This is a genomic window from Pseudoalteromonas sp. NBT06-2 (assembly GCF_002276045.1).
In the GTDB taxonomy this organism is placed as follows: domain Bacteria; phylum Pseudomonadota; class Gammaproteobacteria; order Enterobacterales; family Alteromonadaceae; genus Pseudoalteromonas.
On record NZ_NQMR01000041.1, the window covers coordinates 1 to 23,021 of the forward strand.

Here is a 23,021-nt window from a genome sequence, read left to right on the forward strand (position 1 = left end):
ACGGGTTATTGAGGTGTTACGTTATATTTTTTCAACTAACTGTTAGTTAAAGGTTAATTGTTTCATGTATGAGCTTTAAGATATGTCGTTAAGTCATTGTCAATAAATATCTTATAATAACGCAGTTGGCCGCTTATAGTCTTGCCCTACGGGAGTTTGGGTAGGAAACAGCATCAATCTCTGCCCAATATTTTTCGCATTACAGGCCTGAGCAACAGTTCTGCAAACAAGTAATCAGTGAAATATTAAGTAGCTCAAAATAGTTACTCTGAAGAAGAACCTCCACTTTTAGAGAGGTAATCTTCTAAAAATTTATAATGTCGCTTTTTATGCCACCCCAACATATTATCAGCTAGCTTAACAGCATCTCTTTGATGTTTTACTGCATTCTCAAAATCGCCTTGTTTTTCGTATGCACTCGCTAAATTATGGTGGCTGTAAGCATCTTTAGGGAACATTTTTATCATATCTTTAAAAACTTTCATTCCAGCTTGTGTTGACGAGCTTAATAAATGAAAACCTAACGCATTAATTGAGTTTTTGGGTGATACTGCAAAGCCATATTTGTGATCCGACAAATATTTATAATGTTTAATTATGGCATCAATACCTTTTTGCGACACTTTGGAGTCAGGCGCTAGACCATTATGAATATCATTAAATAACTTCTCTATTCCCGTGATGACAGAAAGCAAAGGCAGTGACATAAAATAATTATTTTCAAAATGTTTATAGTGCCAATCTAATTTTTTGGTTGAATGTTTTTTAAATATTGAATGTAGCTGATCATAGGCTTTCATTTGATGTGCTTCTTTAACATTAGTGCCGTGGCTAAAAAGTAAAAAACGTGATTTTTTATCTAATTTAGCTAACTTTGATGATGCTGTAGATAAAATACCTGCATAGTCATCTTTTAGCTCAGGACTAATTGCAATATAGGCATTAAACATATCAGGCTTGTTGATCAATGCCGATAGCACAATCGAGCCGTTCATTCTAAATCCACTCATTATTTTAAAACCATTGGTTCTATATTTTTGATCTATGGTTGGTATAAGTTGTTTATCAAAAAAGTCCAATAGTGGTGTAGTTTTACCTGTTATATCAGATAACATTGCAGCCCGGTTACCCGAAGCTGGGGTAACAATAATCGTTTGTAGCCAAGGCCATTCACCGTTATGACTCATCCAATCATGCATACCGCTTAAATAAGTATCTGAGTAGGAATGCAAATCAAACATTAAAACATAAGATTTATCACTATTTTTAGTATATCCAGATGGTAAAGTGATATTGAAAACTAAGGGTTGTGCAAATTCAGAATGAATAATTTATTTTTCATAATGTTACGTATAAAATGAACGCTAAATATAAAATGGACATAAAGTGAATGCCTCAGCAGTTTTGGATAAATGACTATTATATTGACTGCTCTCGCAATCAAATATCACATAACAACATAGTTACAAACATACCGCCTAAGGCGATGGCTGTATTAAATATGCTTGTTGAAAGTAACGAGCAAGTAGTCAGTCATGAATCTATTATGGCCACTGTTTGGAAAGAGAGCATTGTTGCGCCTAATACTTTACAACGTTGTATTGCGCAATTACGAAAAGCACTGGGTGATAACAGTAAGCAAAAAACCATCATTAAAACCCACTCTAAGCAAGGTTATAGTTTAGAAGCACAAGTATATGAAACCACAAAATCACCTCAAATATTTAAAAGTGATGCTATTGAAAAAGATCATAAAATAAATGGTAAATATCTTTTAGTAAGTCTCATGATGATCGAGAATCTAATGCCCGTTACTCTCCAGATGGACGATTTATTGTTTTTCAACGTAATATACCCAAGCTACTTGGAAATGCATGATTTCAGCGGGAGTTTAAATGGTCAAATACAAGACATTAATTGCAGGTAATGGTTATTCCCTTATCAACATAAATAACGCGGTAGTTGACCATTTAAAACCCGCCCGTAGGGAATTTATCTGGTAAGTAATCACTACGTTACATCAGTTTGAAAGGCTATAAGCATTCCTAAAATGATGTGCCTTGTGCTAACTCACCTGATAAATTCTGAAACAAGCATTATCAAGTGGCTTGGGTATATAACCCCATGTTCAAGCCATATTTGGGCTAAAGATTTACAAACACATAAAGAATTTAAGTTAACAAAAAATGCGGGCATATATGGTACACGCAGCTGGTCTCAAGATGGCAACCAACTCGCATTTGTAGCACAAAGTAATTGCCAAAAAACTGAAAATAGCCCACTACAATGTTGGAAATTAGTCACATTAGACTTTGCCAAAGCTTTAAAAGCACCGCAGTACACAACCCCAAGACTAGATTGTAATACTAAGCAAGTAGGTTTGGCTCGATGGTTAGCAGATGGAACAATTGGTATTTTACGCCAACATAAAAAACAACTGCAAAAAATACAAGCCTATAACCCCAGAACTCAGCAATTAACAGATATATATACGCCACAAAACAAATATATTTATAGTTATGATTACTCCTTTGTTACTAATGCAATCGCAGTAATAAGTACAACACAAGATAGTCAGCATATAATAGAAAAGTTAAATATTACTGGAGAGATATTATCAAGTGCCATCATTAAGCAACCCAAGGGGCTTTCATTTTATGACAACTACTATATGTATTACCACCCTTTTGAAGATTACCTAATAACAGCAACCCATGAAGGATTATTTCAAATCTTTTTTGATGGTTCATTAAAAAAGGTTAATGCTTTAAATCAGCATGGTATATACAGCCCAAGCTTTCATCCTGATGGTAAAAAACTCGTTGTTACTCAAGCAAATGCTGATTCTGATATGGCACTTATAAAAATTAAACAAGTTAATACTGATAAAAAGCGCCTATTAGATTTAAAACTGCAAACAATTGCACGATCTAATTCCAGTGATATTAACGGTCAATTTCAGCCAAAAGGTAACAATATTGCCTTTATTTCTAAACGCTCAGGAAAACGACAATTATGGCTGTTTGATGGAAAAAATAGCCGACAAATAAGTAAGTTGAAATATGGCGTACAATCAGTGAGTTTTGCATGGTCAAATGATGGTAAATATTTAATATCTATTGATAAAAATATGCTGATTAAGTTTGATTTAGTAGGTGGTTCATCAATTCTAAACATCAACTTACCAATTTATAAAGTTTTACAATGGACTAAGAAAAATCATTTATTAGTATTATCAAAACACGATAACCAATCAATATTATATCAAGTAGATATGGGTACATTTGAAGTAACTATACTGGTTAATAAAGATATTTAATGGGCTAATATGACTGAAGACAATACTCTAGTGTATGTTGATACGAGTAAACGGTTTTGGGTGAAAAATGATAAAACTGACGAGATCCCACTTTTATCAGCACATTTAGATAGCAATATATTTACATTAGAAAACACTCAATTATATGCCATCAATAAACATAGAGAATTATGGTCTTATTCACTCAACTCACATAGCTTTAAAATATTGCAACAACTCCCTTCTACCGCACGCTATGTAAGTGACGTTAATAAAGGAGAATTACTTTTTACACAAATGATTAATTATCAAAAAGAGCTTATTGAGCTTTACTAACAAAAATTTACCAAATGCTTATAACGGTTTAGCCTTTGGCTATGAAATATTGAAAGACTCCCATTTAGCTTGGTTATTATCAAACGCTTGTTGTTGATCATTCGTATCATCAGAACTACAACCTATACACATAGATAAAGTAGCGATACTGATAATTAATTTATTTTCACTTAACATGTAATTGTTAAAATGAAATGGTTTAATATGAACTATAACAAGGTAAACTTGCATAATACCTTTTAATGTCATAGTTTTAAAAACATAAACATGGCTAAAACATAGCCATTATACATCTGTGTTTATGGTATTATTGTAAAAATTAATACTAATATCGTAATGGTGATAGCGAAATTAGTTGATTTTATTCACCAAAAAATAAAGAGTAAAAATATGAGTACTGGTACAGTTAAATGGTTTAATGCAGACAAAGGTTTTGGTTTTATTACTCCTGAAGACGGTAGTAAAGACTTGTTTGTTCATCACTCTGAAATTCAAGTTGACGGTTATAAGACGCTTGACGAAGGTCAGAAGGTTGAATTTGTTGTAGGTGAAGGACAAAAAGGCCCTTGCGCAACGAATGTTAAACCTCTTTAATCTAATTGCTTACACAAAATAAACAAATTACAGCGGCTATCAGTTCATCCTGAATAATTAGTCAGCTGTAATTTTTATGTCATAGCGCGAATCCCGAATATTAAAACTATATAAAATGTTAAACTTTAAATTACCCATGTTTTTAAATTCAATACACTATTAAACCAAAAAAATCACCTAAATGTCTGCTAATTTTAAAAAATCAGTTTTTTTTATCGTCGGCTTGAATATGTTTTATCGCTTTATCAGTAGTTTGCAACATGCTTAAAAATTCTTTTACTAATAATACAAGTCCGTAAATAGCCACTCCGTGATGAGCCCCTATTTGGTGACTATCTGTTTGTAATTGTTCATAAATTTGATAGCCACTTGTACACATTAAACACAGTGCCATAAATATATTTGTAAAATGACTGTTTGCTATTTTACTTAACCTTTCAATCATTGAAAATTAACCTATTAAAACCGTTGGCATTCCTGCCACAATAGTGCCTCCATGAGCAGATTTATCACCCATTCTAATTGCGGGTTTCCCGCCTAATAAAACGCTTGTACTTCCCATTGCTAAACTATCTGGAGGGCCGACACAAATCACATTATCTCCTACTACTGCTGCGGGTAAACTACCAATTAAAACAGTTGGCGCACCAGGTCCAATTATTGGCCCTCCAACATGAGGAATAGGCGGAACTGCAGGGGATTGCATCGGACATACATGCATATCTGTTATTCTTGCTGCAGGCAGTCCCATTAGCTTTCCTCTTTTATTGCTATCAATTGTGTTTTCACTCTCAAGCCGTTTGCGATATCTATGCCTAATTGAATTGCTTTGATATAAAACTTTTCATAGCCCATTTCACCTTTTTGCCATTGTGGTACAGCTGCGGCAACTGTAATCGCAGCAGCAACCGCATGGCCATACAAAAATGCTGGCGGCATAACAGCAGGTAATTCCGGTGCAACAATAGAACCTGTTCCAGACCAATAAACGGCCTTAGCCAACCATGCTGCTGCTGACTCTAACCCAACTCTATCTGCAAGTTGATTAGCTCTAATACGATGAGTTTCGTTAGGTTGTTTTAACCAATTACGGGCACTGTTAATAGCGTGAACTTGTGTTACATCCCATTCATTTTCGCGCATTTCTAGTACAATACCTGCCCAGTTAATTGCATCAACCATAGGTAAAGCATGTGCTATAAATTGAACAGTATCATTATAAAGCTTTGCATCATTTAAAGCGTCAATCGCCGTTTTAGGCGTCATATTATCGTTGATACACAGTTTTGCATCATCGCTTAAATCATATCTGACTAAAATTGATGCGATAGATTGATTGGGTATTTTTTTATACATTAGTTTACCTGCACCAAAGAGCCTGATATTTGTGTGATACCAGAAGACGATACCTTTGTCATCGCTGAAGAACTGAGCTCAGCTCCAGCACTACCGCTGACCTTAGCCTGTGCTGAAGTACTTACGGTAACACCTGCATTACCCGACATTTTTGCATTAGCATTAGCACTCGCAATAAAGTTACTGCCAGCATTAACTTTAGTTTCTGCATCACTATTGAGTTTTATGTTGGCGCCATTTATTTTTACGTCACCGGTAGAATCAATCGATAATTTATCACATTTAATCGCAATACCGCTGGTACTTAGTTCAATAGAGTTACTACCTACAGTTAAAGTAATTTTATCATCAGCTTCCATAGTAATTTGCTTTGCTTTTTCAGCTAATGTTTCTTTAATTGTTAAAGCATAATTATCATTACCTGTCACTGTAATGGCTTTTTCAGTAATACTTGAAAACGCATTAGTGACAGTTTGTTTAAAGTCATTTTCTATTTCAATAACATGATCTTTTGCAGCATGAAAGTACAGCTGCTCATTATCTTTTTTATCATCAAAACGAATTTCATTTGCAGTTTCACCTAGCTGTGTTTTTATGCCGCTTTGCGTACTATTTAGCTCATTATATGGTGGCGGGTTTTTACTGTTGTAAACACTGCCAATCACCATAGGTTGATCCGGATCGTTATTAACAAAGCTCACTAATACTTCATCTCCAACTCTTGGGATAAACTGGGTTCCTAAGCCTGAACTTGCCATAGGCTGTACAACCCGGATCCAACAACTTGGACTATCCCCTCCAACTTTATCCCAATGAAATTGTACTTTAATGCGACCGCTTACATCATGTTGTGGTTGACCTACCTCACCGCCAATTACAACAGCAGTTTGTAAACCATTGATTACAGGTTTAGGAATAAACTTCGGATAAGTTGGGTTCTTTATGGGCCGACATATAAATTGATTAGAATAGCTGACCGATTGCTCTGCCGCTTCAATATTGTGAATAATTTCTTCTATTGCATAATCACCAAGCTGACGACTATCTGGATGAGCCGATAAAGAAAACTGAGTCGCTAAAGTTAAGTCTTCAACAATACTTTTTGCTTCAACTAAACTAAAGTCACTTTGCACTTGATTAAGCCTTTTTTTAACGACTTCACTTGCTAGATCACTCATATCACCTTTAACTGAGTTTGAACCAAATTCATATTGGGTCAATTTTTGTGTATTGGCCATGGTATGAGATGAGCTAGAATCACCACTATCAACTACCTGAGTGCTTTCATAATCATAATTCACACAGCTAATGGCTGCACCATGAAGCTTTAGCCTAGGTTGCCATTGGGTAACAAGCATTTGCTCTCCTGTACGGCTTGACTTGTAATCAAGTTTTGCAATGCTGGCATCTTCATAAGGCGAGTCAGGATCTTGTAGATTTAACTGATGACTATTACTGGTATGATTAAAATAATAATGTATGCCCTGCTCAGCTAATAACCTTTGCACAAAATCCAAATCCGTTTCATTATATTGGACACAATAATTACGTTCATCTGATGGCAATGATCCTAATGTGTAATTTCCTGAAAAACCGGCATCATCAAAAACTTCAGACAAAATATCCGATAATGTTTTTTGCTGAAAAACACGATAGTTTTTTCTAAAAGTAAGTAGCCATAACCAAGGGCGAAGCACTATTTTATAATGTTGATAACTGTTATCACTTTGGCTTTCAAGCAGCTGTACTTCAGTTAAATAACCATTAAATACACGTTTTTCTTTTTGCTTATTATCAGCAACTTCATTCCAGTGACAACTAATTGGTTGCCCTAATTGATCATCAGCAGAAAAATTACTGCTGACCAATACGCCTTGAATCAAAAACGGGGTTGATAAACTTTCATTAATAATAAGTTTATGACCCAAGTGAGTATTATTATTTGAATCAGTAAAATATAATCCTCGGTTTTCAAATTGATATGCCACACATTTTCCTTATAAGTTGCAATTTAGGAGTATTAACCTCATTTAGCTTGAGGTCGATTAATCTAACAGTATCCTGAGTTACCACGTTCAACATTATCATTTAGTCTTTTTATTATTTTTTATTACACCTAATTAAACTAGCGTTGTGATATGCAGACTTTAACAAAATGACATCGCTTTTAGCTCATATTTATACCCATGATATTTAAAAATACTCGATTTCAGCGAGAATTCAACCGGATTTAGGTAAGGCATTAATTGAAAATAATGGTTGTTCCCTTATCAAAATTAATAACCCTGTTTAAACTCGCCGAGACGGAGTCTCTGAGCAAACCCACTTCATCGTTATTTTGGTTTAAAAGCTAGCCTAAATTCCTGTCATCAACACACCTTGAATTGGGCTCGTTCAGATAGCCCTGAAACATGCATTTTGAAGTAACATGGGTATATATTTACTTTAGCGATAATTTATTTATTAGTAATGGTAAACATCATAAATAATTGTTTACGTTTAAGCTAGGTATTTGAAACTTGATTTCTATTTGCATCATTAACATATTCATTCAAAGCTATTTTCACTTTAATTTTTGTAGTTTTGACTCATAAGCTTATTGTCAACAAAACAAAAAAATTTGTGACATACCGCCTTTCTAGGCCGTACACTCATAAAGAAGCTTCGTTTGATATTTTTTACTTGAGTATTCGCTGTGTAATAGACTAAGTTAATATATTTCATTATCAATTAAACTAATAACTGTTGCATTGCTTTAAGTCGTTTGGAGGTTTGATGTACTTTATTTTTGGTATCCAATCAAAGGTGCAAAGGCACTCGTATTTTTATCCTTGAAAAGTGCAGATTTTGAATAGTTTCATTCTGATTTTTTTTTAACTATATTTAAAACAGTTTTATTTTTTGTATTTTGGATTATTTTAGGACAACAATGAATAACAAAAACAATGAAGCATTTACTTTGCCTATAGCCAGTAAGGTATTTTCTATAATTGGGGGCTTACTTGGTTTTACAGTATTAATTGCTTGGAACTTCAACCACTCTTTAATTATTCAACTGCACACATCTCTTGCACCAATGCATTTTAATGAAGCTTTATGCATTTTTTTATCAGGTATAAGTCTTTTTTTTATCAATCATAAATTAAAAATATTATTTCCAAGCATTGTATTGTTTATAAGCTTTATTACCTTATTAGAATATATACTGAGTATTAATTTAGGTTTAGATCAGCTATTTATTAGTCAAAAATCAAATTTATTTAATCTTTTACCCGGTAGAATGTCACCTATAGCAGCAATATGTTTATTTTTAATAGCAGCTTGCTTTATCACTTTTATATCCTCGAAAGTAAATTCAGGGCAAACTGTAATAATTTGTAATATATGCTCTTTTTATATTATTGCATTACTTACAATATCATTGTTTGGTTATACCTTAAATATCAACTCCTTTTACTCTTGGGGATATTTTTCACCTATGACCATTCATAGCGCTTTAGCACTTATGTGTATTTCCATAAGTACGAAAATTTTTATTAATTCACAATATCAAATTGATAATATTGGTAGTTTTTTTTCAATATATCTATTTTCTATATTGTTTATGCTTTTTTGGCTTGAAAGTGCAAATGAAGAGTCCAGAAAAATTGAAGCTAAAATACAGACAGAGATATCTCTCATTGAAAACAGTACCAACCAAATGTTAAATACACATTTGGTGCAATTAAAAAATATAAAAACAGATGAAAATAATACGCCAATTAACCCCGTAGATATAATTTATAAGACACCTTGGCTCAATAACATTCAATGGTTTGATATTAACAGTGCAAGCCAAGTATATTCATTTCCCAATATAGAAATAAAAAATAATTTTACCGATGACATGTTAAATTTGTTTAAGGAGATAGAGCAAAAAAAAGTATTCTCTGCTAATACAATAAACAAAGGTGACATACAAAATAGCGAACTTATTATTATTAACCCAAGTATTAAAGTTAATGAAAAAATAACTGGATTTATCATTTCTAATATTAATATTAAGGTTTTATTTGAAAACTTACTTTTAATAAATAATGATTTTATATCTATAAAGTTAAGTCATAATGATCAAGTTTTTTTTGATAGTTCATTACCTATAGAAGTAAAAAAAAATCAATTTACGACAACACAAAAAATATCTATTCATGGTATGACTTGGGCTCTGGAGTTAACACCTAAAGTTGGGTTTTTAAACGATATTACAACTAGCTTACCAAGCTGGTTATTATTCATAGCTATTATGTTCACATTTCTTTACTCATTTATTTTTTATTATTTTGAGTTATTTCAAATAAAAGTTAATCAGCTTATTAAAAATAATAAACAGATCCAAGATGAAAAAACAAAATTAAATGCCTTAACAAATAATCTTAACGATGCAATCATCATTATAAATAAAAAAAGTATAATTCAATCTTTTTCAAAAAAATCGGTAACATTATTTGGTTATACAGAAAAAGAAGTTATTGGCAGAAACGTCAATCTTTTAATGCCCATAGAGCTTAATCTCCAACACGATAAGCACATAAAAGGCTTCACTAACAATAAAAAAAATAAAGCATCAGCTCAAAAAAGAAACCTTACTGGTATACATAAAAATCAAAAAAAATTTCCTATTGAAATTAATTTAGTTGAAGTAGTTATAGATCAAGAACACCAATTTATTAGTGTTATAAAAGATCTTAGTTTTGAAAATAAAACATTAGAGCAACTAGAAAAATCTAGATTCGAAACTGAATCAATAAAAATAGCGAAAAGTAAATTCATTGAATATATGGGTCACCAAATTAAAAGCCCAATGAACAGTATTTATGGTGTTTTACAACTTTTAGACCATGAATCTAACTCAGATAAAAATAATAAACTGATTGAACAAGCATTATTTTCTTCAAAATCATTAATATACACAATTGATGATATTATTGATTTTTCTAAAATTCAAGGTGATCAACTTGTCATTGAAGAGTCTGTATTTAGTATCAAACAACTTATACAAACGCTAGTTCATGATATGGAACATGAAGCACAGCAAAAAGATGTCAAATTAACCGTTTCATACTCAAGTAATTTTACAGATGGTTGGCTAGGAGACCCTGTTAGGATCAGACAAATTATTTTAAACCTAATTCTAAATTCTTTAAAATATACGGTGGATGGTAGTATTGATATTCATGTTGATATTATTGATTCTAACACCCATCAAAAATCAATTAAAATAACGGTAACAGATACCGGTTCTGGTATGACTAAAGAAAAAGCAGCAAGCCTTTTTAATCATATAGATCAAGGTATAAGGCTGACAACACATTTATGTGATGGTTTAGGTATAGACTTACTTATTGTAGAGAAGATAGTTCAACTGATGGATGGAGCTATCAGCGTCAGCAGTTCTGAAGGTGAAGGGTCATGTTTCTTAGTCATTTTGCCTTTAATTAAGCAAAATAAAAACTTCCAAGAAATGCATTTACATACTAAAGGAGTGGTACCCCACTTTGAGAGCAAGCATATTTTATTAGTTGAAAGTGATGCTGTTAGTAAAGTGGTTTTAAAAAGCATGTTAGAAGCAACGAAAGCTGACATTTCAGTGGTTTCAAATGGAAAACAAGCTATTGATTATTTAAAAAATAAGCAACCAGATTTAATTATGATAAATACATACCTACCCGTTTTAAATGGCATTGAAGCTTGTAGAGAAATTAGAGATAGTAACTTTATAATGCCCATAATTGCACTAAGTGAACATAAAATACAAGATGACATTAAAAACTATCAACAACTAGGTTTTAATGCGCGTATTGATAAACCAATAGAACTTCATCATTTATATCAGATATTGACTGAACAATTTAAATAAGCGTTAACACCCTTCTAACGCTTAAATTTATAAATGGATAAGTTTAATTACAGTAATACTCTTGCACTAATGCCTAACAAAGCAATTCCTGTAATTTTATCGATTACATGAACGTTATTTCGTAATTTTTCTAACATTACAGACTTTGATAAAACAAGTGCTATCAAACAATACCAAAGCGCATCTATACCACTTACAGTCGCCACCATTATTATTTTTTGTTCTAAATTTGCATTAGTATCAATAAATTGACTAAATAATGCTAAAAAAAACATGGCTATTTTAGGATTTAAAAAGGCAATCATAAAGCCTTCCCACGCACTTTGTTTTAAGGTGGTTGAAATGGCCTCTTGCTTTAACTTTCCTAAAGATGATTTAGAAGTAAATGACTTAAATGCTAGCCAAAGTAAAAATGCAACACCTGCATATTTAATAATATTAAATAGCCAAGGCGTTTCTTTTATAATAAGTGCCATGCCTAATATTGTTAATACTGCATATAAAGCGATACCTGCACCATGTGCAATACTGACCACCAAGCCATTCAATCTCCCACCTGACATTGTATGCTTTAAAACAATGACCAAGCTAGGACCAGGTGTCATAGCACCTAATACACAAATAGATGCGAGTGATAACCACGCTGTTAATTCCATACTTTATATCCCCTTTAGAATGATATTAAATATTGTAACTAACATTTTACATGAATATAAATTTAAAATTTTACTTTAAACTATCACTTTATTTCATACCTAAACTCATTATGGGAAGATTAATCAATTAAGGGTCTATTTTTTGGGAGTGAAACTTGTAAATTAATTTCAATATCTTACTCTTTACCAGCCTCTAAAGTGACATGAGTTTCTAATAATGGACTCACTGGAGTTGAGACATTTTTAATAAGATAGTCTCCTTCAGCTAAACTTACAGAGACTTCTCCCTTGCCCTTTGTTTCCACTACTTTTATTAACTTTTCTTTTTTATCAAAAATATTAAAAATTTGTCTAATTTACAATGTTCTTTCATTTTTATTGATGTCTCAAGTACTTGACCTGGACGCATAGCACGTTGAGCCACTATGTTTAACGTTCCTGTATTATTTTTCATCTCAACAGTGCTTTTATCATTCAACGTAACATTACTTTTTGAATCAACTTCTTGCTGACAACCGGTAGCAATCAACAACATTAAAAATACAAAACTACGTAATATCATTTATCATCCTTATAAATTAGCCTAGAGGTGACCTAGGCTAATAAATTATTTGTAAATAAGAGCTAAAATATGTAGCCATTTTTTGTTCTTAATTACAGTTCAATTACTTTTTCAGTCTGCGACTAAAAAGACTCGCTAAAGCAATTAGTAAGAAACCAAAAGTACCACCATTACTTTTCTTTTTCTCTACTGTCACACTAATGTTTTGACTCACAGTATCATTTTTAGCTTGACCATCATCTGCAACAATAGTGAATGTCATATTACCATGCTCACCTTTGATTGAACCTAGGCTTACTGCACCCGTTTCATTATTAAAAGATACATTACCAACTACTGGCTGAGAAGGATGCCATTGAGTTTCACTATCAGTTTGACCAGCATCTTGATTATGAACAATAAAACCTCGTGAAGTACCGACTAAAACATTATCAGAGTCACCATTAGCAATACCAAAAGCAGTTATACTGCTGCCTTCAGACATAGCTTCAGATGCGCGAGCCCAATTTTGACCTTTATCATTTGTTCTCCAAATGTAATTACCACCGGTCCATAATCTATCCGAATTATTATTATCAAGAATATGTGGCGTTATAAACCTAAACCCATTATCTGGCTCATGTTCATCAAAAGTAACAAATGCATTCGTCCAGTTTTCGCCGGAGTTATACCCAAACCACTTCAAGATGCAGGATTCAGTTGGAATTAGAAATGCTTTAGGCAAGGCATTGATTGAAGAACATGGTTATTCCCTTTTCAAAATCAATAACACTGCGTAAAGTATTTATAAACCAACCTTACAGGGACTTCTGAGCAAATCATGCTCGTTGTTCCATCTTTTTTTAAGGGAGTAACCATTAATGCAAAGATGCGCCTAGATTATGAATTGCTCAGCAGTCCTGAATCTCACATCTTGAAGTGGCTTGGGTATATAACTTACGCTAAGTGAATTATAAACATAAGAAGAGTAAATAATATCTGAATTTGTTGGATCAATTGATGTATAACCACCATACCATGTCGAATACATTAAATGACACATATCAGATACAGCAGCAAAAAAGTTACCCTGTGCATCTAATGTACGCTGAACACAACCATCATTACCTATGTACATAGTTTTATTTGTTGTACCATCATAATCTGGATGGAAAGCAATAATATGATTATCAGCATGGATATAGCGCTCATCAAACTCAGATCAAAATGATGTTTCTATATCTCATGGCTATGACCGACTACAAACTGGACTATCATATAGAAAAGCTAAAAAGAGTCATGCTGCTTACGGTAAGGAATTGAATGCACAATTTAAACAAACGGCTGGTTTAATAAAATATACAACTGAGTTGGATCATTTAAATAGTAAAGCAAGCTTTTTAATAAGTGGAACATCGGATATTGGTAAAAGTATATCTCAATTTCCTGAAAAGAAAATCACCATTTATCCCAGAAAAATCGTCAGTTTAAGCCAATTAAAACTCAGTTATAAAGAGTTATGGTTAGTTAAACTCTATCATCATTATTAAAATTGGGAGAGTCAGATAGATCGTGTTGAATCAAAACAAAATACAGTTTATCAAATACTTATTTATTATCAGAGAATCTAAAATTTCATAGTGAATTTAGCACTGGTTTTAGGTTTCCCACCTTATCTGAATTATATTTTAATGGCGAAACACCTAGAGGTACAACATTAGGAAATATAAATTTAGAACCTGAAACAAGTAGAACACTTGGCATAGCATTAACTTATCAGATTGAATAATCACATTATTTTAATTATTGAGTACCTTTAATCCATATTTAATCGTTTTATTTAAATGCGCTTTAAATAATTGATAACATATTTCTCTAAACCATCTATGTTCTGGATCTAAGTTGTTTTTTGCATGCCATAAAATGTAGTACTGATGTGGCTTTATATCTAAAGGTAGCGGCTTTATTTTTAAATCATGAATATGTGAAAAGTCAGCAGCAATATGAAGGGGTGTTGTTAAAATTGTATCTGTTTGCAATAATAACTCTATGGCTGATTGAAAAAAAGGTACTGAAGCAAATACTTTTCTTTTTAGATCTAGCTTAGATAATGCAGCTTCAATGGGACTGTCTTTATCACCCCCACCACTTATTACGATGTGTTTTGCCTCCGTATAATCCTGAACTGTAAAGGGGCTTTGCACTTTAGGATGTGATTTTCGCATCACTATCACCAATTCATCTTCAGCCATTTTTTTTCCGTAAAGGTTCTCGGGCACAGCATCAACTATGGTAGATACTAAATCTAAAGACCTATGCGATAACTCATATAGCCAACTTTTTTGCCACAGCAGATATTCAACACTAATATTAGGGGCACTGCTTACCATTTGAGCACAGATATCAGGTAGTATAAATTGTGAAACATAATCACTTGAGGCTAATATAAATTGACGCTGACATTGGGTGATATCTAACTCTTTAGGTAAGTATAAATTGTCTAAATTTTGTATCAAACTTGGTAGTTGTACCTTTAACTCCTCTCCTCTTTGCGTTAAAACAAAGTGATTGGCTTCTCGAATTAAAATAGGATCATGAAAGGCATCACGAATTTGAGATAAGGTTTTACTCATTGCTGATTGCGTAACATTCAAAGATTTTGCAGATTCGGTTAGGTTACGCGTATGCAATAATGAGATAAGTGCAGGTAATAACTTGTAGTTATTCAAAAAGTTGTGCCTTTTATTAAGGAAGTACACTCATTTAATAATGTGATCATTAAATGAGTTTTGTAAGATTACAGCTTTTTATTAATGATTTCATCAACAGAGTATTTACCAGCACCTTGAATTAATAGACTAACAACACCCGCTAACAGTAAGACTTGAAATTCATATCCGCCTTTACCAAACATGCCAGCATCGAGGTGAACAAAACCGATAGCGACTAACATAACCACTACTAGGCTACTAGCAGCAACACGGGTAAATAACCCAGCTATTAACAAAGCGCCACCTAAAGTTTCAGCAAGGCCAGCAGTTACAGCGAATAAATAGCTTGGCTCAATACCCATACTTCCTAGCCATCCAGCAAAACCTGCAGGATTACCTTCACCAAATAACTTACCCCATCCATGACCAATAAAAATTACACCTAAAACAAGTCTTAAAATAACTGGAGCAATTTGACTATTGTTGCTCTCAACAACTTTTTTTAATAAGTTTTTCATAACTGTGCCTAAAATTAGTTATTGCAAAGTATTTTAATCGTATTCACCTATGAATTGAAATCCATTTTAAGACTAATTCCCATGAAATAAGTTCATACCTATTTATCAATATAAAAACAAAATACCAAAAAATGAATATAAAGCAACCAATAATAGAATAGGTAATTTCAAAGATTTTAGTAAATATATGCCAAGAATGACCAAAGCCATATCAATGCTATTAATTACTGCACTTTGAAAAACAGGTTGATATAAAGCTGACAATAATAAACCAACCACAGCAGCATTCACACCATTCATAGCTCCTGAAATACTCGGATTACTCGCTAAGGCCTGCCAGTTTTTTAATACTATTAATATCAATAAGAAACCAGGTAAGAAAACAGCTAAGGTAGCCAACAATGCACCTAAAACTGGCGAACTTGGTAATAGCTCAAAACCTAAAAATGTCGCTAATGTAAACATAGGACCAGGTACTGCTTGCGCTGTGGCGTAGGCAGTTAAAAAAGAATCTTGGCTTAATTGTTCACCCACTAAACCTTCTAATAAAGGTAATACAACATGACCACCGCCAAAAACTAAACTGCCCGCTTGGAAAAAGTCAGAGAAAAGCTTTATTTGTACGTTTAAGTGTGAAAATAAAGGCAAGCTAATAAGTAAACTTATAAATATTATTAATGGCGGCCAACTTAGCTGAATTTTAGTTCTTGGCACTAAGCTAATTTCATCTGTAGCGCTTAAATAATACTTACCTACTAACGCAGCAAAGATAAGCACTAACATTTGCGTATATAGCGAAGGCATTAACAATAATGCTATGGCGGTAAAAGTACACAATAATACAGATGTTTTTTGTTTGCAAAAATTATTAAACATTCCCCAAACAGCATCAGCAACCACAATCACAGCAAGTAATTTTAAACCATGAACCACACCTTCAAAAAAAGTATTATCGGAAAAACGCTGACTCATTAAGGCAATAGCTAACATCACAATAACCGAAGGCAAAGTAAAGCCTAAAAAGGCAGCTATGGCACCTGATAACCCCGCTCTGTGATAACCAATAGAAAACCCAACTTGGCTAGAACCAGGACCAGGTAAAAACTGACTTAAAGCAACCAATTGACCATAATCTTTATCGCTTAACCATTTATTTTTTTCAACAAAGGCTTGCCTAAAATAACCTATATGTGCAGCAGGACCACCAAAACTCATACAACCTAAAATGAAAAATTTATAAAATATTTCGAACATACTTCAAATCTATTTATACAATTAATTACAGTAAGATAATGAAATCACAACAATGATTCAAATTGATTGTTTTGATTTAAACTATGAATATAATTAATAAATATGTAATTGAGTAGTTAAAACATGAAAGAATTTAATTGGCGTGCGATAGATCTCAACTTACTTGTTGTATTTAATGCCTTAGTAGAAGAAAAAAGTGTTTCCAAAGCAGCAGAAAAGCTAAACATAAGTCAATCTGCTATGAGCCATAGCTTATCTCGTTTACGTACTTTATTAGATGACCCGTTATTTGAACGCCAAGGTCATATTATGGTGCCAAGTCAAAAATCCATAGATCTCACTCCGGTGATCGCCAGTATTTTAAATCAAATTTCTCAACAGGTTTTACGCACAGGAGCATTTGAACCTAAAGAGTTTAATAGCACTTTTAAAATAGGTTTAACTGATTACGCCGAATTACTTTTTGCGCCTATATTATTTGATGTAATTTCATGCCTTGCACCACAAAGCCAAATTTGTTTTTATCATGTTGATAAAAGTAATTTTGAACAGGTGTTTAAAGCGCATCATCTCGATTTAATGTTAGGCAGTATTAATAATGAATATAAAAACTTTAACCGAGCACATGTATATACTGAACGCCATGTTTGTTTGATAAGCAAGCTACAAATATAACAACTCCAATCTCAATTGAGCAATACTGTGCAACCCCCCATGCATTGACTAGCTCTAATGGCCAAATATCATCACCCATTGATAAACAATTATCTAAGCACAATCAGCAAAGACAAGTAAAAGTCACCACGCGTAATTTTTTAACTTTAAGACACCTTTTAACTGGTCGTAATTTACTCTGTGTTGTACCAGAGTTAATGGCTAAAATGGATTTATTTTCAAATAAACTGAGTTTTGCTAGGGCGCCTATAGATGTACCTGATTTTAAAATTGAAATATTATGGGAAACTCGCAACGATCAACATCAAAAAAACCTGTGGTTACGTAAACAAGTAAAAAATACAATTACAGGACATGTAGCAAAATTAAAGCAACCTTGACGCATAATTCATTAGACTTAAGTAAAGCATTGTAAATGAGTATCCAATAAAGCGTTTTAAATAATATAACACTATGTAATTAAACAAAAAACCTCATCGATAATCACTAGGCTTTCACTTTATTTTACTTTATTTTACTATAACTTAACGTTTAGATATTTTGTTACTAGGGAAAAGTTAGATGATTAAAAAAGCGCTCACATGTGCCGTACTTATGGCACTTATTGCTTGTGGTACTCAAGAAGTACAAAATAAAAACAATACTCAAACTGAAGTAAAAAATGCTACAAGCAAAATCGCTGCGATTCAATATCCTGAAACTAAAAAAAGTGATGTAGTTGATAACTATTTTGAAACGCAAGTTGCCGACCCATATCGCTGGTTAGAAGATGATATGAGCGAAGAAACTGCCGATTGGGTTAGAGCTCAAAATAAAGTAACAGCAGATTACCTACCACAAATCCCTTATAGAGATGAGTTAAAAGCCAGCCTTAAAAACTTAATGGATTATGAAAAAGTTGGCGCACCTTTTAAAGAGGGGAACTATATACATACTTTTATAAAAATGATGGTCTACAAAATCAATATGTTGTTTATCGCCAAAAAAGTGAAGGCGAAGCTGAAGTTTTCCTAGATCCAAATAAATTCAGTGAAGATGGCACTACATAACTTGCAGGCTTAAGCTTTTCTAAGGATGGCTCTCTTGCAGCTTATCAAATTTCTGAAAATGGCAGTGATTGGCGTAAAGTGTTCATCATCGATGTTGAATCAAAAAAACAAATTGAAGAAACCTTAGTTGATGTTAAATTCAGTGGCATTTCTTGGGTAGGTAATGAAGGTTTTTATTATTCTAGCTACGACAAATCTAAAGGCAGTGAACTATCTGCAAAAACAGATCAACATAAATTGTACTTTCATAAGCTAGGCTCGGCTCAAAAAGATGACCAATTAGTATTTGGTGGAATTGATGCTGAGAATTACCCTAATATTAGCGCCAATGTCACTAAAGATAATAAGTATTTATTAATATCACCATCAATTTCAACATCTGGTAATAAACTATTTATTAAAGATTTAACTAAGGCTAACAGTTCACTCGTCACGATTTTAGATCATACAGATTCAGATACACATGTGTTAGACAATATAGGTAGTAAACTGCTTTTAGTTACAAACTTAAATACACCTAATAAAAGAGTTGTTACTGTTGATGTTAGCAACCCTAGCTCTGAAAACTGGGTTGATCTCATTCCTGAAACAAAAAATGTATTAAGTGTTTTTACAGGTGGTGGTTATATTTTTGCTAAGTACATGGTTGATGCCATTTCTAAAGTAAAACAGTTTGATAAATCAGGTAAAAAATACGTGAAATTGAACTGCCAGGTGTCGGTACTGCTAGAGGCTTTAGCGGTCAAAATAATGATGCCATTTTATATTACTCATTACTAACTATAAAACACCCGGTACAACTTTCGCTTTTGATGCAGCAAAAGGTGAAAGTAAAGTATACCGTAAATCTGGCGCTAAATTTGATAGTGAGCAATACGAATCTGAGCAAGTATTTTATAAATCTAAAGATGGTACAAAAGTACCGATGATCATTACCCACAAAAAAGACATCGAATTAGATGGCTCTAATCCAACTATTCTTTATGCATATGGTGGTTTTAATGTCAGCCTAACACCAAGATTTAGTCCAACTCGTGCTGCTTGGTTAGAGCAAGGTGGTATTTATGCAGTTGCTAATTTACGTGGTGGCGGTGAATACGGTAAAGAATGGCATAAAGCAGGCACGCAATTACAAAAACAAAACGTTTTTGATGACTTTATTGCAGCAGCTGAATTCCTAATAGACAAAAAATATACTTCAAGCCCTAAACTTGCGGTAAACGGTGGCTCAAACGGTGGTCTACTTGTAGGTGCTGTTATGACACAACGCCCTGAACTATTTAAAGTAGCACTACCTGCCGTTGGTGTATTAGATATGTTGAGATACCATACTTTCACTGCAGGTGCTGGTTGGGCCTACGACTATGGTAACAACAGGCGATCATGATGACCGTATAGTACCAGCTCATTCATTTAAATTTGCAGCTGAACTACAAGCTAAACAAGCAGGCACCAACCCTACTCTGATCCGTATTGAAATAAATGCAGGTCACGGTGCTGGCACACCTACAAGTAAAACCATTGAACAATATGCCGATATTTATGGTTTCACTTTATATAATATGGGAATTAAAAAGCTATAAGCCAGCTTTAAATCTATAAACTAAAAAAGGTTACTTATAATGTATGAGTAATCTTTTATTCTTAACCTTAAATTTGTTGGAACTTATATACAGATCCTAAGTTTAAGATATCAATTAATTCACCTAAGGCAGTTCTAGATTCCATTAATAACAGAGGAGCTTGTAAATCTTCAGGTTTTATCAAATCTCTATAGTGTCTATCCAACCAAGTATTCAATCGTTTGTATAAATTATCAGATATATACCCAAGCCACTTCAAGATCAGAGTTTCAGGACTGCTGAGAAAATCACGATCTAAGCGCATCCTTGTATTAATGGTTGCTCCCTTAAAATAAGATGGACCGGCAATATGCTACTGCATTGCTCTAGTACCTACATCCATGCAGTTAACAACGAGCATGATTTGCTCAGAAGTCCCAGGTGGGTTGGTTTAGAAGCGCTTTAAGCTGGGTTATTGATCTTAAAAGGGAATAACCATTCTCTGCAATCAATGCCTTACCTAAAGCGTTTCTAATTCCAACCGAATCCTGCATTATCAAGTGGTTTGGGTATATACCCAAGCCACTTGATAATGCTTGTTTCAGAATTTATCAGGTGAGTTAGCACAAGGCACATCATTTTAGGAATGCTTATTGCCTTTCAAACTAATGTAACGTAGTGATTACTTACCTGATAAATTCCCTACGGGCGGGTTTTAAATGGTCAACTACCGCGTTATTTATGTTGATAAGGGAATAACCATTACCTGCAATAAATGTCTTGTATTTGACCATTTAAACTCCCGCTGAAATCATGCATTTCCAAGTAGCTTGGGTATATTAGGATTAAAAGCATAACGACCAAAAATGAAAAGATTTAATCTTTTATCAGTAAATTCAACAAATAAATGGGCATAATTTGCAACGCCTTCATTACAAAATAATCGCTGTTATTTAAGTTGAATTAAAACTATTTAATTCCGAACACCAAGCATTCAAAACCGAACATAAAATCCTTTTTATTTTCTATATATAATTATAATAAATTGATTATTAACAAGATTAAATATTGGCACAGTTATTCCAATGTAAAACTAAATGATTAAATATACGTTTATTTAAATAATGAAAATAGAATTAATTCAAAAAAAACCTTGGAAAAAAGGCATATTAATCAGCTTGTTTATTTCTTTACTATGTTATGCAGCTTATTCGGTAAGCAGTAAGTCGGTAAAGTCCATATCAAAAGAATATGTGAGCTTTCAAACAGTGAAAACTGGGCCAATAGACATTTATGCTAATGCCTATGGCGAATTTATTTCTGCGAAAGAACGTTTATTAACAGCGCCGGCTTTAGGAAAAGTATCTGAAATTCTTGTACGCCCAGGTACTCAAGTGATACCTAGTACAGTTATTCTCCATTTATTTAACCCTAAACTAAATCAAGAAGTCAGTGAAGCCCAAGGACTATTAGCACAGCAAAAAGCACAACGTGAAGCATTTAAATATGAGCAACAAAATGAAAGGTTAAATTATCAAAGCAATATTGCTGACATTGAAGCTGAGATTGAAAAGGCACAATTAGAATTGTCGGTAAATCAAAAGTTATTAAAGTTGGGCGTGGCTGCACAAATAGAATTACAGCGAGCAAAATTGGCCGTTGCGCAACAAAATAAACGTCTTAAATTTGAAAAAGAAAAGTATCAACAATTTATAGAAATGCAAAGTTACCAATTAACGCAACGTGATATCACCATAACGCAGCAAATATCTCAGGTTTTATTGCTTGAACAACAATTAGAAGATATGAAAGTTAAAGCGGGCATTACAGGTTCATTACAAACCTTAGAAATTGAATTAGGGCAAAGTGTGCAATTAGGTGAATCGTTAGCAAAAGTAGGCAGTAATAAAGAACTGATTGCACGCCTAAGATTACCTCAGCATCAGGCAGATCTAATAGATATCAATGCTCCAGTTATAATTGATACACAAAAAGGTTTGATCAAAGCTCACATTTCTCGTATCGAAAGTATTGTAAAAAACGGCTCGGTACTTGCTGAAGCGATTGTTGATAGTGAATTAACAACAAATGCGCGTCCATCATTAACAGTTTCTGCTCAAGTGTTTATAAAACATCAAAAAGATGCCTTATTTACTAAACAAGCATCAGGAATGCGTCCAAACAGTAAACACAGTTTATTTATACAAACACAAAACGATATGTTGGAAAAAAGAGAAGTAACTTTTGGTGATATATCTCAAGGAAACTTAGTTATTACAAATGGCTTATATCCCGGTGATACAATTGTTAGTTCAGATTTAAGTAAATACAACCAGTTCAATCAATTAGCACTATTAGATTAATCATATACCCATGACACCTCAAAATGCGCGATTTCAACGAGAATTAAACAGGATTTAGGTAAGGCATTAATTGAAGATAATGGCTGTTCCCTTATCAAAATTAATAACGCAGCATAAACCCTGTTTAAACTCGCCGAGACGGAGCTTCTGAGCAAACCCATTTCATCGTTGTATTGGTTTAAAAGGTGTAACACGCTTTGAATTGGACTCGC

General features: G+C 33.2%; 26 protein-coding genes and 2 pseudogenes. 14 read left to right on the top strand and 14 right to left on the bottom strand.

The window, feature by feature from the left end:
- Positions 1-263: 263 nt before the first annotated feature.
- Complete coding sequence (locus tag CJF42_RS10395) at positions 264-1,331, bottom strand: alpha/beta hydrolase-fold protein (protein WP_141235536.1); 1,068 nt, start codon at positions 1,329-1,331, stop codon at positions 264-266.
- Between the two features lie 59 nt (positions 1,332-1,390).
- Here CJF42_RS10395 and CJF42_RS10400 point away from each other — a divergent pair, with 59 nt between their 5' ends.
- The 3 genes from CJF42_RS10400 (at position 1,391) to CJF42_RS10410 (ending at position 3,634) form a co-directional block, all read left to right on the top strand.
- Positions 1,391-1,927: a winged helix-turn-helix domain-containing protein gene (locus tag CJF42_RS10400; RefSeq protein ID WP_095366626.1), complete on the top strand. Its 537-nt coding sequence runs from the start codon at positions 1,391-1,393 to the stop codon at positions 1,925-1,927.
- 135 nt (positions 1,928-2,062) lie between these two features.
- On the top strand, positions 2,063-3,319 hold the full coding sequence (locus tag CJF42_RS10405; protein WP_170940566.1) for a TolB-like translocation protein: 1,257 nt from the start codon (positions 2,063-2,065) through the stop codon (positions 3,317-3,319).
- A gap of 9 nt (positions 3,320-3,328) precedes the next feature.
- Positions 3,329-3,634, top strand: coding sequence for a hypothetical protein (locus CJF42_RS10410; protein ID WP_095366628.1), 306 nt, complete (start codon positions 3,329-3,331; stop codon positions 3,632-3,634).
- Positions 3,635-3,673: 39 nt separating this feature from the next.
- Here CJF42_RS10410 and CJF42_RS10415 read toward each other — a convergent pair whose 3' ends face one another.
- Positions 3,674-3,883: a hypothetical protein gene (locus tag CJF42_RS10415; protein WP_095366629.1), complete on the bottom strand. Its 210-nt coding sequence runs from the start codon at positions 3,881-3,883 to the stop codon at positions 3,674-3,676.
- A 141-nt stretch (positions 3,884-4,024) separates the two neighbouring features.
- On the opposite strand from CJF42_RS10415, the gene CJF42_RS10420 reads away from it, so the two are divergent.
- Entirely contained in the window at positions 4,025-4,228 is a 204-nt protein-coding gene (locus tag CJF42_RS10420; RefSeq protein ID WP_095366671.1) for a cold-shock protein, read from the top strand.
- A 202-nt stretch (positions 4,229-4,430) separates the two neighbouring features.
- Here the strand turns inward: CJF42_RS10420 and CJF42_RS10425 are convergent, their stop codons facing one another.
- Genes CJF42_RS10425 through CJF42_RS10440 form a run of 4 tightly spaced genes read right to left on the bottom strand, consistent with a single transcriptional unit; the run spans position 4,431 to position 7,572 of the window.
- Positions 4,431-4,673: a hypothetical protein gene (locus tag CJF42_RS10425; RefSeq protein ID WP_095366630.1), complete on the bottom strand. Its 243-nt coding sequence runs from the start codon at positions 4,671-4,673 to the stop codon at positions 4,431-4,433.
- 6 nt (positions 4,674-4,679) lie between these two features.
- Positions 4,680-4,979 carry a PAAR domain-containing protein gene (locus CJF42_RS10430; RefSeq protein WP_095366631.1) on the bottom strand — a complete coding sequence of 100 codons (300 nt, stop codon included), beginning with the start codon at positions 4,977-4,979 and terminating at the stop codon, positions 4,680-4,682.
- Positions 4,979-5,584 (bottom strand): DUF6931 family protein, encoded by a 606-nt coding sequence (locus CJF42_RS10435; protein WP_095366632.1) that lies wholly within the window; start codon positions 5,582-5,584, stop codon positions 4,979-4,981. The genes CJF42_RS10430 and CJF42_RS10435 overlap by 1 nt, the downstream gene beginning before the upstream one ends.
- On the bottom strand, positions 5,584-7,572 hold the full coding sequence (locus CJF42_RS10440) for a type VI secretion system Vgr family protein (protein WP_095366633.1): 1,989 nt from the start codon (positions 7,570-7,572) through the stop codon (positions 5,584-5,586). The genes CJF42_RS10435 and CJF42_RS10440 overlap by 1 nt, the downstream gene beginning before the upstream one ends.
- A gap of 941 nt (positions 7,573-8,513) precedes the next feature.
- Here CJF42_RS10440 and CJF42_RS10445 point away from each other — a divergent pair.
- Positions 8,514-11,480 carry a hybrid sensor histidine kinase/response regulator gene (locus CJF42_RS10445; RefSeq protein ID WP_095366634.1) on the top strand — a complete coding sequence of 989 codons (2,967 nt, stop codon included), beginning with the start codon at positions 8,514-8,516 and terminating at the stop codon, positions 11,478-11,480.
- 47 nt (positions 11,481-11,527) lie between these two features.
- On the opposite strand, the gene CJF42_RS10450 is transcribed toward CJF42_RS10445, so the two are convergent.
- The 4 genes from CJF42_RS10450 to CJF42_RS10460 form a co-directional block, all read right to left on the bottom strand.
- Positions 11,528-12,136, bottom strand: coding sequence for a LysE family translocator (locus CJF42_RS10450; RefSeq protein ID WP_095366635.1), 609 nt, complete (start codon positions 12,134-12,136; stop codon positions 11,528-11,530).
- Between the two features lie 176 nt (positions 12,137-12,312).
- Positions 12,313-12,441 (bottom strand): hypothetical protein, encoded by a 129-nt coding sequence (locus CJF42_RS29075; protein WP_286203489.1) that lies wholly within the window; start codon positions 12,439-12,441, stop codon positions 12,313-12,315.
- 8 nt (positions 12,442-12,449) lie between these two features.
- Positions 12,450-12,698 carry a hypothetical protein gene (locus tag CJF42_RS10455; protein WP_095366636.1) on the bottom strand — a complete coding sequence of 83 codons (249 nt, stop codon included), beginning with the start codon at positions 12,696-12,698 and terminating at the stop codon, positions 12,450-12,452.
- Between the two features lie 103 nt (positions 12,699-12,801).
- On the bottom strand, positions 12,802-13,422 hold the full coding sequence (locus CJF42_RS10460) for a WD40/YVTN/BNR-like repeat-containing protein (protein ID WP_141235537.1): 621 nt from the start codon (positions 13,420-13,422) through the stop codon (positions 12,802-12,804).
- Between the two features lie 96 nt (positions 13,423-13,518).
- Here CJF42_RS10460 and CJF42_RS29080 point away from each other — a divergent pair, with 96 nt between their 5' ends.
- The 3 genes from CJF42_RS29080 to CJF42_RS29285 all read left to right on the top strand — a co-directional run bounded on the left by CJF42_RS29080 (position 13,519) and on the right by CJF42_RS29285 (position 14,466).
- The gene (locus CJF42_RS29080) at positions 13,519-13,647 is read left to right on the top strand and encodes a hypothetical protein (RefSeq protein WP_286203490.1); all 129 of its coding nucleotides are present in this window, start codon (positions 13,519-13,521) and stop codon (positions 13,645-13,647) included.
- A gap of 349 nt (positions 13,648-13,996) precedes the next feature.
- Positions 13,997-14,227 carry a hypothetical protein gene (locus CJF42_RS10470; protein ID WP_095366639.1) on the top strand — a complete coding sequence of 77 codons (231 nt, stop codon included), beginning with the start codon at positions 13,997-13,999 and terminating at the stop codon, positions 14,225-14,227.
- Between the two features lie 29 nt (positions 14,228-14,256).
- Complete coding sequence (locus tag CJF42_RS29285) at positions 14,257-14,466, top strand: TonB-dependent receptor domain-containing protein (protein WP_141235539.1); 210 nt, start codon at positions 14,257-14,259, stop codon at positions 14,464-14,466.
- A 10-nt stretch (positions 14,467-14,476) separates the two neighbouring features.
- Here the strand turns inward: CJF42_RS29285 and CJF42_RS10475 are convergent, their stop codons facing one another.
- The 3 genes from CJF42_RS10475 to chrA form a co-directional block, all read right to left on the bottom strand.
- Complete coding sequence (locus CJF42_RS10475; protein ID WP_095366640.1) at positions 14,477-15,406, bottom strand: LysR family transcriptional regulator; 930 nt, start codon at positions 15,404-15,406, stop codon at positions 14,477-14,479.
- A gap of 68 nt (positions 15,407-15,474) precedes the next feature.
- A complete protein-coding gene (locus tag CJF42_RS10480; RefSeq protein ID WP_095366641.1) occupies positions 15,475-15,906 on the bottom strand; it encodes a DoxX family protein in 432 nt (143 codons plus the stop codon).
- A 105-nt stretch (positions 15,907-16,011) separates the two neighbouring features.
- Positions 16,012-17,160: a chromate efflux transporter gene (gene chrA / locus CJF42_RS10485; RefSeq protein ID WP_095366642.1), complete on the bottom strand. Its 1,149-nt coding sequence runs from the start codon at positions 17,158-17,160 to the stop codon at positions 16,012-16,014.
- 123 nt (positions 17,161-17,283) lie between these two features.
- On the opposite strand from chrA, the gene CJF42_RS28100 reads away from it, so the two are divergent.
- The 5 genes and pseudogenes from CJF42_RS28100 (at position 17,284) to CJF42_RS28570 (ending at position 20,467) form a co-directional block, all read left to right on the top strand.
- Positions 17,284-17,835, top strand: a complete 552-nt coding sequence (locus tag CJF42_RS28100; protein WP_212668805.1) for a LysR family transcriptional regulator — start codon at positions 17,284-17,286, stop codon at positions 17,833-17,835.
- Entirely contained in the window at positions 17,808-18,215 is a 408-nt protein-coding gene (locus CJF42_RS28105) for a LysR substrate-binding domain-containing protein (RefSeq protein ID WP_212668806.1), read from the top strand. The genes CJF42_RS28100 and CJF42_RS28105 overlap by 28 nt, the downstream gene beginning before the upstream one ends.
- A gap of 214 nt (positions 18,216-18,429) precedes the next feature.
- On the top strand, positions 18,430-18,849 hold the full coding sequence (locus tag CJF42_RS28560; RefSeq protein WP_252097588.1) for a hypothetical protein: 420 nt from the start codon (positions 18,430-18,432) through the stop codon (positions 18,847-18,849).
- A pseudogene (locus CJF42_RS28565) lies at positions 18,822-19,664 on the top strand (prolyl oligopeptidase family protein); the annotation flags it as partial. The gene CJF42_RS28560 and the pseudogene CJF42_RS28565, both read left to right, overlap by 28 nt.
- A gap of 145 nt (positions 19,665-19,809) precedes the next feature.
- Positions 19,810-20,467 (top strand): annotated as a pseudogene (locus tag CJF42_RS28570) (prolyl oligopeptidase family serine peptidase).
- A gap of 67 nt (positions 20,468-20,534) precedes the next feature.
- On the opposite strand, the gene CJF42_RS10500 reads toward CJF42_RS28570, so the two are convergent.
- Positions 20,535-20,771 carry an N-succinylarginine dihydrolase gene (locus CJF42_RS10500; RefSeq protein WP_095366643.1) on the bottom strand — a complete coding sequence of 79 codons (237 nt, stop codon included), beginning with the start codon at positions 20,769-20,771 and terminating at the stop codon, positions 20,535-20,537.
- A 799-nt stretch (positions 20,772-21,570) separates the two neighbouring features.
- Between CJF42_RS10500 and CJF42_RS10505 the strand changes: the two genes are divergently transcribed.
- Complete coding sequence (locus CJF42_RS10505; RefSeq protein WP_095366644.1) at positions 21,571-22,809, top strand: efflux RND transporter periplasmic adaptor subunit; 1,239 nt, start codon at positions 21,571-21,573, stop codon at positions 22,807-22,809.
- Positions 22,810-23,021: the final 212 nt, after the last annotated feature.

Bases quoted from the DNA above. Each gene is read 5' to 3' on its own strand.
- CJF42_RS10400 (WP_095366626.1), top strand. From the start codon at position 1,391: ATGCCTCAGCAGTTTTGGATAAATGACTATTATATTGACTGCTCTCGC.
- CJF42_RS10410 (WP_095366628.1), top strand. From the start codon at position 3,329: ATGACTGAAGACAATACTCTAGTGTATGTTGATACGAGTAAACGGTTT.
- CJF42_RS10415 (WP_095366629.1), bottom strand. From the start codon at position 3,883: ATGACATTAAAAGGTATTATGCAAGTTTACCTTGTTATAGTTCATATT.
- CJF42_RS10420 (WP_095366671.1), top strand. From the start codon at position 4,025: ATGAGTACTGGTACAGTTAAATGGTTTAATGCAGACAAAGGTTTTGGT.
- CJF42_RS10425 (WP_095366630.1), bottom strand. From the start codon at position 4,673: ATGATTGAAAGGTTAAGTAAAATAGCAAACAGTCATTTTACAAATATA.
- CJF42_RS10430 (WP_095366631.1), bottom strand. From the start codon at position 4,979: ATGGGACTGCCTGCAGCAAGAATAACAGATATGCATGTATGTCCGATG.
- CJF42_RS10435 (WP_095366632.1), bottom strand. From the start codon at position 5,584: ATGTATAAAAAAATACCCAATCAATCTATCGCATCAATTTTAGTCAGA.
- CJF42_RS10445 (WP_095366634.1), top strand. From the start codon at position 8,514: ATGAATAACAAAAACAATGAAGCATTTACTTTGCCTATAGCCAGTAAG.
- CJF42_RS10450 (WP_095366635.1), bottom strand. From the start codon at position 12,136: ATGGAATTAACAGCGTGGTTATCACTCGCATCTATTTGTGTATTAGGT.
- CJF42_RS10455 (WP_095366636.1), bottom strand. From the start codon at position 12,698: ATGATATTACGTAGTTTTGTATTTTTAATGTTGTTGATTGCTACCGGT.
- CJF42_RS29080 (WP_286203490.1), top strand. From the start codon at position 13,519: ATGCTCGTTGTTCCATCTTTTTTTAAGGGAGTAACCATTAATGCAAAG.
- CJF42_RS10480 (WP_095366641.1), bottom strand. From the start codon at position 15,906: ATGAAAAACTTATTAAAAAAAGTTGTTGAGAGCAACAATAGTCAAATT.
- chrA (WP_095366642.1), bottom strand. From the start codon at position 17,160: ATGTTCGAAATATTTTATAAATTTTTCATTTTAGGTTGTATGAGTTTT.
- CJF42_RS28100 (WP_212668805.1), top strand. From the start codon at position 17,284: ATGAAAGAATTTAATTGGCGTGCGATAGATCTCAACTTACTTGTTGTA.
- CJF42_RS28560 (WP_252097588.1), top strand. From the start codon at position 18,430: ATGGCACTTATTGCTTGTGGTACTCAAGAAGTACAAAATAAAAACAAT.
- CJF42_RS10500 (WP_095366643.1), bottom strand. From the start codon at position 20,771: ATGCGCTTAGATCGTGATTTTCTCAGCAGTCCTGAAACTCTGATCTTG.
- CJF42_RS10505 (WP_095366644.1), top strand. From the start codon at position 21,571: ATGAAAATAGAATTAATTCAAAAAAAACCTTGGAAAAAAGGCATATTA.